Here is a 14,917-nt window from a genome sequence, read left to right as displayed (position 1 = left end):
CCCGCCACCGACCGCCGGACTGGCGTCCGAGAACCCGGCCAGGCCATACAACTCCCAGGCCACCCGCCGCGACTGCAGGAAGTTGAGCTTAAGCCGTCCTTCGAGCGGAGCATCGCCCCCATCGACCCGGGTTGTGGCCCCCCGTGCAAACAGTGAGGCAAACAGACGGTCACTGAGCTGGACGCCAGCGCCAGCGGTGTAGGAAAGGTAGTTCTTGCCCTGGTAGTCGCTGGTGCTATCCTGCAGGATGTAAACGCCATCAACAAACAGCTGAAAATCGCCCAGCCACTTGGAGAGCGACAGACCCGGCCCAAACTCGAAGGTGCCGGTGCCCAGTCCGCTATCATCATCGCCGGTGGGCAGCTTCAGGTACAGGTTGGGACGAACTCGCGGCAGCCAGCCTTCCTCGTCCTGCTGCACGGTCCAGCCGGCACTCAGGTTGATATCACCCAGGCCGGCCTCGCTACTGGTGCTGCTGCTGGATGAAAGGCTGACGGTGGCGTTGGTCCGCCGCCCCTGACCGCCTGACCGGGTGACCACCACGTCGCTGGATGAACGGCTGCTAAAATAGACCAGCGGCACCTCCAGGGTCAGGTCAACATTCTGGAGGGGATTTACGACCAGCAGGACCGGCACCGTAACCACGGTTGCATCGGCATTGCTGCCATAATCGCCATAAGTCACCTCGAAGCCGCTACCGATAGCCGTGCTGACCCCCTGCTGCAGGCGGTGCTCGCTATCGTCGCCCCAGACAGCCGATGTCGTCAGCAATACAACCAGCGTGCTCACCAGCCTGAACCACATCACCTCACTCCACCACCCGCGTTGCACCATCTGCATGCCTGTCACCATTCCCTCTACGTTCTTTGCCCGGACCTAACGACCCCGGCGAATACCGGAACCACCTTGCTGGTGCTGCTGTTGCCCTGTGCGAAGGCGCTGGCCACCTGACCACAGCGGTCGGCCCGTGTCGGAACGCACTGTCAACTGACCGCCATCAGGCAGACTGATCCACTGGCTGATCAGGTAGCTCTGGCCATCCTTGCCCTGGGCGCGGGATCCTCGTACCGACACCGTATCTCCCACCTTCCAGCCGAGATCATCATCCTGCAAGTACCAGCGGGGCCCCAGCACCACGATAAAACGATCAGTGACCGTTGTCAGCTCGATGGTCACCGGGTCGCTGTCGGCAGCGGGCAGAGCCGCAACACGGCCGGTTACCGTCACCACCGTGTTGCGGTCGTACCCTTGGCTGAGATTCAATCCCGCGCGCGCCGCCGGGGCATCATCGCCAAACAACCAGCCGGCATGGCCTGAAACCGGTGTCAGGAGCAGCACAGACACCATCAGATGCAGGGATATGCTATGCAGAAAACGCACGTACAGCATCTCTTCCTCTTGCCTGTAAAAAGTTAACGCAACTACTGCTTGGCAGGGCTGCCAAAGCCGGTGCCATCTTGCGGACGCAGGCCGGTACCGGTGCCGTCACCGGGGCCCAGTTGACGCATCTGGCCTTGACCGGCACCCTGGCGGGTTGCAGCACCTGCACCACTACCATCGCGCAACTGCTCACGCTTCTGGACCTGCTCACGCTTCTGCTGCTTGATGCGGTTTTGATCGCCGCTGCCGTCTCTCAGCTGACTGCCCTGGCCGCCGCCGCTCATCCGGGCGCCGCCGCCCATGCCACCACCGCCGCCACCGCGGGCAAAAGACTCGCCACCAAAGGCCACCATTGTCGCCACCACTGCCGCAAGTATCATCATCCGTTGTGCGCTCATCTCCGTACACCTCCTGTGTGAGATCGGGAATCCGTCCCGTTGCCACAACTATCTACAGAATACGTGCCATCACGATAATGCACCAATGTTACTGAATTTTAAGCAAAACATCGCCCTTACAGGTGCAATACCTGCATCGACCGGCTGCAACTATTGCACTAACCACCCAGCAAACCATATTCCTTTAAACGATACTGCAGGGTACGCTTCGAGATACCCAGCTTTTCAGCAGCCAGGCGCCGATTGTTGCCGCAACCTGCCAGGGCATCAAGGATAGCGCTCCGCTCGATGTCCCGCAAACTCCCGTCAAGCGTTTCAATCTCTGCAGCACGTTGCGGAAAACGTAACTGCTCCGGCAGATCTTGGACCGTGATGGTGCCCCGCCCCAAAATAACGGCCCGCTCCAGCACATTCTGCAACTCACGAATATTGCCGGGCCACCGGTAGCGGCTCAACGTTTCCAGCAACTCCGAATCCAGAGTCGGTACGGCACACCCGATCTGGTGGGCGATCCGCTCCACCAGAAACTCGCTCAGCGCTCTCAGAGCATCCCTTCGGTCGCGCAACGCCGGCAAGGCAATTGGAAAGACATTGAGCCGATAATAAAGATCCTCACGAAAGCGTCGTTCCCTGACCTCCTGCAGCAGATCGCGGTTGGTGGCGGCAATAATCCGCAGATCAACCCGAATTTCACGCTGTCCTCCCACCCGCACGAAGCTACGCTCCTGCAGCACCCGCAACAATTTTGCTTGGAGCGTAAGGGGCAGCTCGCCGATCTCATCCAGAAAAAGTGTGCCGCCCGAAGCCAGTTCGAATCTACCCATACGGGTCTGCACCGCACCGGTGAAGGCTCCTTTCTCATGGCCAAACAGCTCGCTTTCCAGCAGATTTTCCGGGATGGCTGCGCAGTTAAGCGCTACAAACGGCCCTTCGCCACGCTGGCTGGCACAATGGATGTAGCGGGCGGCCAACTCCTTGCCGGTGCCCGACTCTCCGCTCAACAACACGGTAGCCTGGGTAGTGGCCACCTCCCGCAACATGCGCTGAACCGTTCCCATGGCCTGGCCGGCAAACAACACCTCATCGGGCGGCAAACCAGCCGTCTCACGTTCCTTCAACGCAGTCAGGCTCCGCACACGACTTTCGTTGTCCAGTGTACGCCGCACCAGTGTCCGCAGTGTTTCTGGGTCCTTGAGCGGCTTGGTGAGAAAATCGGCTACCCCTTCCTTGATGGCCGCCACCGCCTCTTCCACCGTACCGAAGGCGGTCAGCAGGATAAAGGGCGGCGCCAGCCCCTCGGCGGTGGCCGTCCGGTACAGTTCGAGCCCCCCCAGGCCAGGCAGCCGCAGATCGGAAAGCACCAGGTCGAACGAGTGACGCCGCAACGCCATCAGGGCCGCCTTACCATCCTCCTTTGCAACGGTATCGTAGCCCTGGTCCTCCAGAATGGTCATCAACAATGAACGGAAGGTGGCATCGTCCTCCACCACCAGTATCCTGGCCGTTTGTTTCATACCTGCTCCTTGACAGTGGCTTGTGGTAGCCGCACCGTGATCTGCGCCCCGCCGTCCGGCCCATTTTCTGCAACGATCGTTCCGCCACAGCCCTCCGCTATCCGGCGGCAGACCGCCAGCCCCAGCCCTCCTCCGCTGGCCTTGGTGGTAACAAAGGGCTCAAAGACGCGCGGCAACAATTCCTGTGCAAAACCTGCACCGTTGTCCGCCACGGTCATAACAACCTCATTATCCTGCAGTGTTGTGGCAACCCGCAACCGCCCCCCCTGGGGCATGGCCTGCACGGCATTGGTGAACAGATTACGCAACAGCTGGCCCAAACGATCCGCACTACAAGCCACCTTGAGTCCGCGTTCCCCAGTGCGTTCAAAAACGACACCCAGCCTCATGGCCTCAGCGCCGAGCAATCCCCAGGCCTCTTCCACGGCAGTATCGATCGGGACGGTACCGGGTGGCGGTCCATCGGGACGGGCATACAGTAACAGATCATTCACCAATGCCTCCAGACGAACGGTTTCCCGCAGGATGGCATCGGTACATTGGCGGGAGCGCTGGTCGCCCGCCGCCCGTTCCGCCAGCAACTGGGCAAAGCCCTTGATACCGGCCAGTGGAGTCCGCACCTCATGGGCCAGCACCGCACCCAGCTCTCCCAGACGTGCCAACTGTTCGTTGCGAACCAAGGCCTCGCGCCGCTGGGCATCCCGACGCACCAGCCGCAACGACAGCAGCCCCAACGACCAGGCCGCTGTGGTCAAAATCAGCAGCAAGACGAATCCAGTCCGAGCACGACGGATGATCTGATTGGCCTGCCAGCTATGCAGGGCCAGCCGCAGGGCCAACGTTTCGCTAGGCAAGTGCAGCGGAAGATGGAGCTCATAGACCTCCTCGCCGGTCCCCAACCTGACCCGGTGCTCAACCGGCCCGGACTGGTCGAACACGGGACGATACCGCTGATCCTCCACCTGTTCGCCGATCAGGTCGGGGTTACTGTGAAAACGGATAGTTCCTTGCCGGTCCACCAGCGCAAAAAACGCCAGATCTGGCGTTTTGAAAGCAGCCAGGGTTGCGAATGAGGGATCGCGGCTGGCAACGCCTTCGATGGCCTGGCCCAGGGACAAGGCGGTGCCCCGTTGCAGGGTCTGGGCGATCGGCAGTGCGCTGCGGTAACTGGAAACGGCATACCAGACCAACAGGATCGTCACCACCAGACCGGCAACCACCAAGGCTATCTGAAAACGGGACTGCTGCATGGCCGATATACTAACGCCGGCCCTGGCCCGGCAGTCAAGCATGATTTGCATTCAACGGTTTACCTGCTACACTTGGCTGCCAAGGAAGCTCAGCCATGACACTATCGGCCTTGTCATACAACGATCTGCCCCTGGTTCTGGCTCGTCTGCAGACGCTGGGAGAACTGCACGCCCCCCTGCGCGGCAGCGATGGGGCTGTCCGTTTCGGACCGTTGCCGCCGGGAGCCCAGCCCGATCTGACAGCCCAGCGCAGCCTGCTGCCGCCCAAGAAGTACCTGCTGGCCCCCAGCGAAACCATCCTGACCTACCACCCGGCAACCGGCTACCAGGCACCACCACAACCGGAAACGCCACTGATCCTGCTGGGACTGCACCCCTGCGACCTGGCGGCCATCGCCTATCTGGACCGACTGTTCATGGCAGCCGACAGCCCGGACCCGCTCTACACCGCCCGGCGTGAACGGCTGATCCTGATCGGCGCCTCCTGTACCCCCGATCAGTATTGCTCCTGCCACCAGATGCCGTCGCCGCTGCCGGCAGCCTGCGACCTGTTTCTGCACCAGCAGGCCGATGGGCTGCTGCTACACGTTGAGAGTCCGAAGGGCCAACTGCTGCGAGAAGCGCTGCAGGATCTGCTGCAATCGACACCGGCACAGCAACCGCCGGCATCGACCCGCGATCATTTCGGCAGCGCTAGCGTAGCAACGTCACACGAAGAACTGGACCCGAACCTGCCGGACTGGCAGCAGCTGGCCGACCACTGTCTGGGCTGTGGGGCATGCTCCATTTGCTGCCCCACCTGTTCCTGCTTCGAGGTGCTGGAGTTCGGCGGCCTGGACGGCTGTTCGGCCGAACGGCTGCGCCGCTGGGACAACTGCCTATTCAAGAGCCATTCCGAAGTGGCCGGCGGCCACAGCTTCCAGAAGGACCGCGCCCAACGCTTCCGTTACCGCTACCGCCACAAGTACCGCGGCTATGGCCAACTGCGGGGCCTGCCCACCTGTGTCGGCTGCGGTCGCTGCCGGGTGCAGTGCCCCACCGGGCTCGATCTGCGTCCACTGGCAGAACGGCTGGAAAGGAGCACGCCATGAACACCTCCCTGCCACAAGCGGCCCGCATCGGCGCCATCCGCCATCTGACCGATGATACCGCCCTGTTTACCTTGCAGCTTGACGAACGACCGGCAGAGCACCAGAGCTCGCCAGCCCATTTTCAACCAGGCCAGTTCCTGCAGCTCTCCGTCGCGGGCGCCGGCGAGGCGCCGATCTCCTACTGCGGTTTTCCCTCCAGCGACGGCAGCATCGAACTCTGTATCCGCAAGGCTGGACGGGTCACCGCAGCACTGCATGCAGCGGCATTGGGTGATCAGGTGGCGGTGCGGGGACCATTCGGGCACGGCTTTCCGCTGTCCCACTATGCCGGGCAGGATCTGCTGCTGATGGCCGGCGGCCTGGGGATGGCGCCGCTGCGCTCACTGCTGCTGGCCCTGCTGCACCAGCGGGAACGCTACGGCCGACTGACCCTGCTGTATGGCGCCAAGGCCCCTGAGGCGCTACTATTCCGCCATGAGTTGGCCGACCTGGCCAGCCGCAAGGATCTGCAGCTGCGGCTGGCAGTGGACCGAGCCGGCGAGTGTCCGCCCGGCTTACCTGACTGCCGGGTGGCACTGTTGCCAGCGCTGCTGGAAGGGCTGACCGTTGACCCCCAGCGAACGGTCGTTGCACTGTGCGGTCCACCGGCCGCCTACCGTTTTCTGGTGCCGCCGCTGCTGGAACGGGGTATCCCGCCACAGCAGATCCATCTCTCGCTTGAACGCCGCATGCACTGCGGCATGGGTCACTGCGGCCACTGCGCAGTCGGCACCCTGCTCTGTTGCACCGATGGGCCGGTCTTCGCCTACAGCGCCTTGCAGACCATCGAGGGGGCCCTGTGAACCGTCCCCGCTTGGCCATAGTCGGCCTGACCGCCTGTTCGGGCTGCCAGCTCTCGCTCGTAAACTGCGAGGCCGAATTACCGCTGCTGCTGGAACAGGTGCAGTTCGAGCTGTTTCCCATGGCCTGTTCGCCGGTGCAGATGGCAGAGCAGTACGATGTTGCCCTGGTGGAGGGCTGCTGCACCACCGCCCATGAAGTGGAACTGCTGCGTGAGCTGCGTAACCGCAGCCGCCTGCTGGTCGCCCTGGGCACCTGCGCGCTGTGGGGCGGCGTGGCCACCCTGCGCTCCGACACGCCCCGTCAACAGCTGCTGAGCCAGGTCTACGGACCACACCCTCCACTGGATGACGGACTGCCGCGACCGTTATCGGCCTACGTTACGGTGGATACCGCTCTGCCTGGTTGTCCGCCGGAAAAGAAGGAACTGCTGGCATTGTTGAGCGATCTGGTACGGGGCAACCTGCCGCCCGCTGGCGTCAGCCCGGTCTGCACCGACTGCCGGATGCGGGAAAACCTCTGCCTGTTGCAGGAGCGGAATCAGCTCTGCCTCGGCCCCCTGACCCTGGGCGGCTGCGACGCCCGCTGCCCCAGCCTGGGCGTGCCCTGCGAAGGCTGCCGCGGACCAGCCCCGGAGGTCAATCTGACTGAGGCGTTGGCGGTTTATCAGCAAAAGGGGTTTGATCAACAGACGGTGACGGCACGGCTGCAGCGTTTCTGCCCGGAGTGGCGCCATGACTAAGCTGCGGACGATCAACCAACTGGCTCGGGTGGAAGGCCACGGCAGGATCAGGCTGGAGCAGCAGGCCGGGCGGGTGGTGGGCGCACGGCTTGAGCTGTATGAATCGATGCGGCTGTTTGAGGCGCTGGTGCTGGGACGGCGGTATGACGAGATTGCAGAGATCGTCTGTCGCATCTGCTCGATCTGCTCCACGGTGCACAAGGTGGCGGCCCTGCAGGCGGTAGAACACGCACTGGAGCTGCAGGTTAGCACGCAGACCGACCTGCTGCGGCAGCTGGCGGTGCAGGGGGGCCAGATCGAAAGCCACGCCCTGCACCTGTTCTGTCTGGCCCTGCCCGATTACCTGGGCTGCAACGGCTTTCCCGAGCTGGCCCAACGGGCCCCGGCCGAGCTTCAGCGCGGACTGGAGATCAAGGCGCTGGGCAACCGGATACAGGAATTGGTGGGCGGACGGGCGATCCATCCCTTCAACCTGCTGCTGGGCGGGCTCGGCAGCGTTCCTGCTGCCGACAGCCTTAAGCAGCTGATCGACCAGCTGCAGGAGCTGCTACCGGCGGCACTGGCCACCATCGAGCTGGCCGCCGGGCTGAATGAGACCTTACCCGCGCTGCATCCGTTGCCCTGCTGTGCCGCCAGCGGAGGACCATCGTTATTCGGTGAGCAGCTGACTACCAGTGACGGCCAGCAGCTGGCAGCCTGTGAGGCTTACGCCTGGCTGGATGAACGCCTGGTTGGGTACAGCCACGCCAAGCTGAGTAGCTTCAGCGAGCATGGCCCCTACCTGGTCGGTCCGTTGGCGCGCCTCAATCTGGATGTTCCGCTGGAACCATCCGCCCAGGCGGCGTTGCAACGCTACGATTCGCGGTTGCTTGGGGCGCCCCTGACCGCCTCCCATCTGGCCCGGGCCATCGAACTGCTGCAGGCCATCGAGCGGGCAATGGTGCTGTGCAGACAACTACTCCAGAACGGGTTGCTGCCGGAGCGGGCAGCTGCAGTGCAGCCCCGCTCCGGCAGCGGAACAGCCCTGATCGAGGCCCCCCGTGGCCTGCTGCTGCATCAGTACAGCTTTAACGACGCCGGATACTGCACCGCCGCCCAGGTGGTGACCCCCACCGCCATCAACCAGGGTGCCATGGCGCTGATGCTGACGGACTTGCTCCAGTGTCTGCCCGATGCAGATCCCGATTCGTTCAAGCTGCAGGCCGAGCGGCTGATACGCTGCTTTGATCCGTGCATCTCCTGCGCGGTACATTAAGAGGAGCGCCGATGATCGGCATACTACGCTTCATAACCATCACCATGCTTGCGACCGGCAGCCTGCTGTTTTCCGCCCCTGCCCCGGTACAAGCAAAACCGATCACGGCTGTGATCCTGCGCGACCTGCAGCCGTCCTCCTTTGTCGATCGCAAAACAGATCGACCAACCGGCTTTGCCGTTGATCTGACCAATGCCGTCGCGGCTGAGGCAGGCCTGCAGGTGCAGTATCTGGTGGTCAACAACTGGCAGGAAGCGGAAGACGCCCTCAAAACCGGACAGGCCGACATCTGTCCCGTGCTGGTGGTCAATCCCAAGCGACAGACGTTTTTCCTTTTTACCGACTATACCGAGACCTCAGGTGTCCGCATCATCATCCGCACCAAGAGCGGCAGCATCGCTGGCCTGCCCGACCTGTACAACCGCCCGGTGGGCACCCTGCGGGCCAGCCAGGCCTACCAACTGCTTAAAAACGAAAACCGCATCACGCTGACCTTTTACGACTCCTACCAGCAGGCGATCATGGAACTGCTGGCCGGGCGGATTGACGCCTTTGTCGGGCCGGACAACATCGTGCTGCAACTCACTCGAGAAGCGGGCATCGAAGACCAAATTAAAATGTTGGAACCGCCACTGATCGAGATCAAACGGGCCATCGCCGTTGCCAAAAATAACCCTGAGCTGTACCGTCAGTTGCGGGGCCCCACAGCCGCCTTTGTGACCAGCCCTGCCTACAAGGCCCTCTACACCAAATGGTACGGCAGCCCTGCGCCGTTCTGGAACACCACCAAGGTCGTACTGCTGCTGACTATCCTCACCCTGTCCGCACTGATCGCCCTGGCGATCTGGCGCTATTTTCTGCTGATCGGCTACAACAGACGGATCAGCGACAGTGAGCGCCGTTTTCGCGGCATCTTCGACCAGACCCTGCAGATGATCGGCCTGCTTGATGCCAAGGGCCGCCTGATCGAGATCAACCAGACCGCCCTGGACCTGGTCGCCACCACCCTGGATCAAGTGCGCGGGCAGTTGTTCTGGGATACCCCCTGGTGGAACCACGATCCTGCCCAGCAGGTCAGGCTTCAGCAGGCGATGGCAGAGGCGATGGAGGGAGAGCTGGTACGCATGGTGGCGAAACATCGCTCCGCACAGGGGGCGATACATTATGTGGACTTCTCAATCAAACCGGTCTTTGACGACAACGGCAAGGTCTGCCTGCTGATCCCCGAAGGGCGCGACATAACGGAACGGATAAAGACGGAACAGGAGCTGCACGACAAGGCCGTACTGCTGGAGCAGGAGATCGGTGAGCGCCAGAAGGCCCAGGAGGCATTGCAGCTGCTCAACAGCACGCTGGAGCAACGCATCAGTGAGGCGGTAACCCAGCTGCGCCAGAAGGACGACCTGCTGATCCAGCAAAACCGCATGGCCGCTCTGGGTGAACTGCTGACCAACATCGCCCACCAGTGGCGCCAGCCCTTGAACAACATCGCGGTCTATATCCAGACCATGCAGTACCTGCAGCGGGCCGGCGAACTCACCGACGAGGAGATGGACCGGGATATCAAGGCGGTGATGGAGATCCTGCAGTATATGTCCCAGACCATCGACGACTTCCGCAGCTTCTTTGTGCGCGACCGCAGCAGCGCCCTGGAGTTTTCCCTGGCGCCCACCATTGCCAAGGCACTGGCGCTGGTGACCCCAGCCCTGACGGCCAACAATATCAAGGTGGCGCTGCTCAAGGATGAACGCCAGGAGCTGCGGGTAACCGGCTATCCCAACGAGTTTATCCAGGTGGTGATGAACATCCTGTACAACGCCCGCGACATCCTGTTAGAACGGGAGGTCGTTAATGCCAGCATCGAGATTATGGTGACCGAGGAAAACGGCAAGAGCGTGACCACGATTCGGGATAACGGCGGCGGGATTGACCAGCAGGCCCTGCCCCATATCTTCGACCCCTATTTCACCACCAAGGGGCCGGACAAGGGCACCGGCATCGGGCTCTACATGTCCAAGAACATCATTGAAAAAAACATGGGCGGGAAACTGACGGCGCGTAACGTGGAAAACGGTGCTGAATTCAGGATAGAAATCTAAACCATGACAGCATGTGTCACAAATCCAGAGTCATGGCATTTTCGTCGCAATCCGGGAATTTTGGGCACTTGATGCAGTCACCCCACACCTTGTGGGGCAGGGTCGATTTATCCACCAGCACAAAACCCAGCTTGCCGAAAAAGTCCGGCTTGTAGGTCAGACAGAAGATCCGCTTCAGGCCCAGTTCACGGGCCTCATCAATGCAGGCGCTCACTAGGGCGCTGCCCACCCCCTTGCGTCCGGCATCCTCCGCAACCGCCACCGAGCGAACCTCCGCCAGATCATCCCAGACGATATGCAGGGCAGCCGCCCCCAGAATCCGTCCGTCGTCAGCCACTTCAACGTAGAAATCACGCAACGACTCGTACAGCTCGGACAGCGAGCGGGACAGCATATCGCCACGGCTGGCGTAGGTGGTCAACAGTTTCTGGATCTCTTTGACATCGGTGATCTGGGCCTTACGGAGCATGGCGGTTCCTTGTCGCAGGGGATGTTGGGCACAGTGTAGCAAATGTAACCGCACTGCTGCATCAACTTTGTTGCCCCCTGCGTTGCCAATGGTGTGATCAGGGCACGGCGTCAAGGAAACACTAACCAGCCAACGCAGGTATCGCGCAAACGTGACAACGCCTAGTCGATGCGGCCGAGCAGCCTGAGCAGGCCGTCCATGATGGTGGCCGGATGGGGTGGACAGCCGGGGATGAACAGATCCACCGGGATGATGCCCTCCAGCCCGTTGTGCACCGCCGGCAGATCACGGAACGGTCCGCCGCCAATGGCGCAGGCGCCACAGGCGATCACCAGCTTGGGAGCCGGCACCGCCTCCCAGGTCGCCAGCAACGCTTCGCGCATGTTGTCGCTGACCGGGCCGGTCACCAGGAGGCCGTCGGCATGGCGGGGCGAGGCCACGAACTGGATGCCGAAGCGCCCCAGATCCCAGGCCAGGGTGTTGAGGACGTTGGTGTCGGCCTCGCAGGCGTTGCAGCCGCCGGCGCTGACCTGGCGAAGCTTGAGAGACCGCCCGAACAGCCTCCGCAGATCCTTTTCCAGCGGTTCGGCACGTGGTGGCGTCTGAGCGGGTTCCAGCACCAGATCGGTTCGGGCACGGCCTGCCAGACGATAGTCACGGCTGAAGGCGACCGCACCCTGGGGGCAGGCCTCGCTGCAGGAGGGGCAAAACAGACACAGCCCCTGATCGATTACCGGCCCGTCGGCAGTGACGCTGATCGCCCCCACCGGACAGGCCTCCAGACAGGCCCGGCATCCGTCAGCGCAGCGGCCCGGCTCCAACACCGGCCGCCCGCGAAACCGCTCTGCCAACGGCGGCGGTGTACGGGGAAACGGCATGGTGCGGTAGCCCTGACGTATCCGTTCTAGAAGCGAGAGCAGCATGACGGAACCTTTCAGCCAACGTTACCGTTTACACACAAGTTTACAGATCGAAGCCGCAGTACGACAGGTTAAAGCTCTTGTTGCAGAGCGGAAAATCCGAGATCTGCTCACCACGCAGCGCCACGGCCAACCCCTGCCAATTGTGGAAGGAGGGATCGGTGATCTTGTAGCGGCTGATGGCGCCCTGAAGGTCAGTGATAGCAACATGGCAGATTTCACCGCGCCAGCCCTCAACCAATGCCACGGCCAGCCGTTCGCCAGCCTGCGGCAGCGCAGGCGTCTCCCGCACCGTCCCCGACGGCACCTGTTCCAGCATGTCCGCCAACCAGGCGGCCGACTGTTCGCACTCCTGGCTCCGCTGTCGGGCGCGGGCCAGCACGTCGCCCTGCTGGCCGGTGGGTGCGTGCAGTGCATGGAGGCCGTAGCAGCCGAAGGGGTGCCGGTTGCGGGCATCGACCGCCACCCCGCAGGCCCGGGCAGCCGGCCCCACCAGCCCGAGCGCAGCGGCCGTCTCAAGGCTGAGCTGGCCGGTGCCCTCGAATCGATTGATGACCGACGCGCTCTGCCATAACAGGTCGGTGGCCCCCTTAAGATCGCGGTAGGCGGCCAGCAATCGCTTCTGGATACCGGCTGCCTGGGCATGGTCCAGATCAAACCTGACACCGCCCGGCAACAGCAGGCCACGACCGAAACGGCTGCCGCACAACTCGGCCGTCAGGTTCAGGAAATCACCCCGTATCCGGCCACAGAACGAGGCGGTGGGCAGGTAGCCCACATCCCCGGCCAGGGCCCCCAGGTCGCCGGCGTGGTTGGCCAGTCGTTCCAGCTCCAGGGCGATACCCCGTAGCAGACTGGCCCGTTCGGATACAACCGTCCCATCCACCGCCTCCCGCAGCAGGCAGTGGGCCCAGAGGTGGCCGATGGTGCTGTCTCCGGCCACCGCCTCCAGCATGGCAAGGGCGCGTCCCGGTGCGGCTGCGGGTAACGCCTGCTCGACACCGCGGTGCTGGTAGCCGAGCGAGATCTCAAGGTGGAAGACCTCTTCGCCGTGGCACTGGAAGCGGAAATGGCCCGGTTCGATGATGCCAGCGTGGACCGGTCCCACCGCCACCTCATGGACCTGATCCCCCTCAACCTGATAAAAATCCATCAGCCCCACCCCGCCTTGGGGGAAGCGAACCGGCTTCAGCCAGGGGTGTCCTTCAGCTGTGATGCCATACTGCTCGCAGATCTCCCGCTCAAACAGCGAGACCTGCGGGCAGAGCACGGCCAGCGAGGTGAAGCTGCCCTCCAGCTCGCAGCAGCACGCCGCCAGCTGCTGCTGGCTGTCCTGGGCCAGTACGGCATACCGGCGCAGCGGGCCGCCGGGTTGACGATGGCCGAAATAGCTGCAGACACGCCAGCCCTCGGCCATAGAGATATACAGTTCCTGGCTGAAACTGTCCGGCGTCAGCAGCGGCAGCTCGGCCAATGGCACAGAGGCTGGGTTTGTAAATATCAGCTTGGCGCCGCTCATGGACAGCCTCCCCGCAGCAGGGCTGCCCCCTGATGCACCAGATCGGCCAGCGGTGGCGGCAGACAGACCCCCAGCACCACCACCAACAGAAGCAATACCAGGGGCGGCAGCACCGTCAGCAGCCGTTCACGCTGACTGGTGCTGGGTAGACGGGAGGGAGGATCGCCCAACACCATCCCCAACACGATCGGGGCCATGCCCAGAAAGACCACCGCCAACGCCAAAAGTAACAGGACTGCCGCCACCCAGCTACCCTGCCTGAAGGCGGCGGTGATGATGGTGAACTCACTCAGAAACAGCAACGAAGGCGGGAAGGCGGTAACTGCCAGAAAACCGCCCAACAGGATGCTGCCGGACCAGGGCACCCGCCGCAGCGCGCCCTGCACTCCCAGGGTGCTCTTGCTGCCATAGACCCGGTGCAAGGTGCCGGAGGAGAGGAACAAGGCCCCTTTGGCCAGACCATTACCGATCAGGTGCAGCAGCATCCCTGCCAGCGCACCTTTGCCGATCGCCAACGCCAGCACCATGAGCCCCATATGCTCGACACTGGAGTAGGCCAGCATCCGCTTAAAATCGGCCTGACGCACCAGAAACACCGCTGCCACCAGCATCGAAAACAGCCCCAGCACCATCATCGGCACGCGATACAAACGGTCATCGCCACCGGCGGCCAGCATCAGCTGATAGACCCGTATCAGCGCCAACAGGGCACAGTTGGTGAGCCCACCCGCCAGCAGCGCCCCCACCAGGCCCGGCGCTTCGCCGTAGGCGTCCGGTTTCCAGGTGTGCAGCGGCGCCAGCCCCAGCTTAACGCCGAACCCCACCAGCAAAAACACGAACCCCAGCCGCAGCCACCCCTGATCGAGCTTTGGGGCCACCTCCAGCAGGCTCTCCAGCTGCAGCGTAGCATCGACCCCGGCCACCAGGGTGGCGTAGGCCAGAAAATAGACCCCCAGCAAGGCCAGGGCGATCCCCACCGAGCCGATCAACAGGTACTTCCAGGTGGCCTCGATGGAGCGGGCGTTCGTGTTGTAATAAATCTGCGGCGCCATACTGACGGTGGCAACGGCCACCGCCACCCAGAGCAGACCCAGGTGCTGACTGATGCAGACCAGCGTCATGGCTGCCAGACAACTGAGCAGCGAGAGGCACAGGAAACGGTTGGGCCGTTCAGGACGATCGTGGCGCAGATAGCTGACAGCATAGACCGAACAACCAAGAAACAGCAGGCTGATAGTCAGAAGGACGATGCTCCCCAGCGGGTCCAGCTGCACCCAGCCGCCATGGGCCGGCCCGGAAGGGTGCCACAGCTCGGCCAGGGTCAGCCCGGTGTGCAGCAGGGCCACCAACGGCAGCAGCAGTGGCCGACGCTGATCGTCGGACAGCAGACCGGCGATCAAGGCCCCCACGAGCGGTATCAGAATCAGGGCGTGCAGCATC

Annotated in this window: 14 protein-coding genes; 5 read left to right on the top strand and 9 right to left on the bottom strand. The window is 62.9% G+C overall.

The genetic code is table 11. The features are described from left to right. The 5 genes from RBQ93_RS10820 to RBQ93_RS10800 all read right to left on the bottom strand — a co-directional run. Positions 1-840: hypothetical protein (locus RBQ93_RS10820; protein ID WP_320372134.1), on the bottom strand; the 840-nt coding region annotated here is incomplete at its 3' end. 36 nt (positions 841-876) lie between these two features. Next, entirely contained in the window at positions 877-1,380 is a 504-nt protein-coding gene (locus RBQ93_RS10815) for a hypothetical protein (RefSeq protein ID WP_320372133.1), read from the bottom strand. A 41-nt stretch (positions 1,381-1,421) separates the two neighbouring features. Continuing rightward, positions 1,422-1,778 (bottom strand): hypothetical protein, encoded by a 357-nt coding sequence (locus tag RBQ93_RS10810; RefSeq protein ID WP_320372132.1) that lies wholly within the window; start codon positions 1,776-1,778, stop codon positions 1,422-1,424. A gap of 158 nt (positions 1,779-1,936) precedes the next feature. Next, positions 1,937-3,292, bottom strand: a complete 1,356-nt coding sequence (locus tag RBQ93_RS10805; RefSeq protein WP_320372131.1) for a sigma-54 dependent transcriptional regulator — start codon at positions 3,290-3,292, stop codon at positions 1,937-1,939. Next, the gene (locus RBQ93_RS10800) at positions 3,289-4,593 is read right to left on the bottom strand and encodes a sensor histidine kinase (RefSeq protein WP_320372130.1); all 1,305 of its coding nucleotides are present in this window, start codon (positions 4,591-4,593) and stop codon (positions 3,289-3,291) included. The genes RBQ93_RS10805 and RBQ93_RS10800 overlap by 4 nt, the downstream gene beginning before the upstream one ends. Positions 4,594-4,637: 44 nt before the next feature. Here RBQ93_RS10800 and RBQ93_RS10795 point away from each other — a divergent pair, with 44 nt between their 5' ends. From RBQ93_RS10795 to RBQ93_RS10775, 5 genes are read left to right on the top strand one after another with little or no spacing between them, the layout of a single operon-like run. After that, positions 4,638-5,633: a 4Fe-4S dicluster domain-containing protein gene (locus RBQ93_RS10795; RefSeq protein ID WP_320372129.1), complete on the top strand. Its 996-nt coding sequence runs from the start codon at positions 4,638-4,640 to the stop codon at positions 5,631-5,633. Beyond that, positions 5,630-6,475 carry an FAD/NAD(P)-binding protein gene (locus RBQ93_RS10790; protein WP_320372128.1) on the top strand — a complete coding sequence of 282 codons (846 nt, stop codon included), beginning with the start codon at positions 5,630-5,632 and terminating at the stop codon, positions 6,473-6,475. The genes RBQ93_RS10795 and RBQ93_RS10790 overlap by 4 nt, the downstream gene beginning before the upstream one ends. Then, on the top strand, positions 6,472-7,215 hold the full coding sequence (locus tag RBQ93_RS10785; RefSeq protein WP_320372127.1) for an NADH:ubiquinone oxidoreductase: 744 nt from the start codon (positions 6,472-6,474) through the stop codon (positions 7,213-7,215). The genes RBQ93_RS10790 and RBQ93_RS10785 overlap by 4 nt, the downstream gene beginning before the upstream one ends. Continuing rightward, the gene (locus RBQ93_RS10780; protein WP_320372126.1) at positions 7,208-8,470 is read left to right on the top strand and encodes a Ni/Fe hydrogenase subunit alpha; all 1,263 of its coding nucleotides are present in this window, start codon (positions 7,208-7,210) and stop codon (positions 8,468-8,470) included. The genes RBQ93_RS10785 and RBQ93_RS10780 overlap by 8 nt, the downstream gene beginning before the upstream one ends. A gap of 11 nt (positions 8,471-8,481) precedes the next feature. After that, a complete protein-coding gene (locus tag RBQ93_RS10775) occupies positions 8,482-10,569 on the top strand; it encodes a transporter substrate-binding domain-containing protein (protein WP_320372125.1) in 2,088 nt (695 codons plus the stop codon). 16 nt (positions 10,570-10,585) lie between these two features. Here the strand turns inward: RBQ93_RS10775 and RBQ93_RS10770 are convergent, their stop codons facing one another. From RBQ93_RS10770 to RBQ93_RS10755, 4 genes are all read right to left on the bottom strand, one after another. Beyond that, complete coding sequence (locus RBQ93_RS10770) at positions 10,586-11,038, bottom strand: N-acetyltransferase (protein WP_320372124.1); 453 nt, start codon at positions 11,036-11,038, stop codon at positions 10,586-10,588. 161 nt (positions 11,039-11,199) lie between these two features. Then, complete coding sequence (locus RBQ93_RS10765; protein ID WP_320372123.1) at positions 11,200-11,961, bottom strand: 4Fe-4S dicluster domain-containing protein; 762 nt, start codon at positions 11,959-11,961, stop codon at positions 11,200-11,202. Between the two features lie 40 nt (positions 11,962-12,001). After that, positions 12,002-13,477, bottom strand: a complete 1,476-nt coding sequence (locus RBQ93_RS10760; protein WP_320372122.1) for an NADH-quinone oxidoreductase subunit C — start codon at positions 13,475-13,477, stop codon at positions 12,002-12,004. Further along, positions 13,474-14,916 (bottom strand): proton-conducting transporter membrane subunit, encoded by a 1,443-nt coding sequence (locus tag RBQ93_RS10755; RefSeq protein WP_320372121.1) that lies wholly within the window; start codon positions 14,914-14,916, stop codon positions 13,474-13,476. The genes RBQ93_RS10760 and RBQ93_RS10755 overlap by 4 nt, the downstream gene beginning before the upstream one ends. Position 14,917: the final 1 nt, after the last annotated feature.

Origin of the sequence: Trichlorobacter sp. (assembly GCF_034008105.1) — a bacterium.
Lineage (GTDB): Bacteria > Desulfobacterota > Desulfuromonadia > Geobacterales > Pseudopelobacteraceae > Trichlorobacter.
This window is presented reverse-complemented; position numbering and strand designations above follow the sequence as displayed.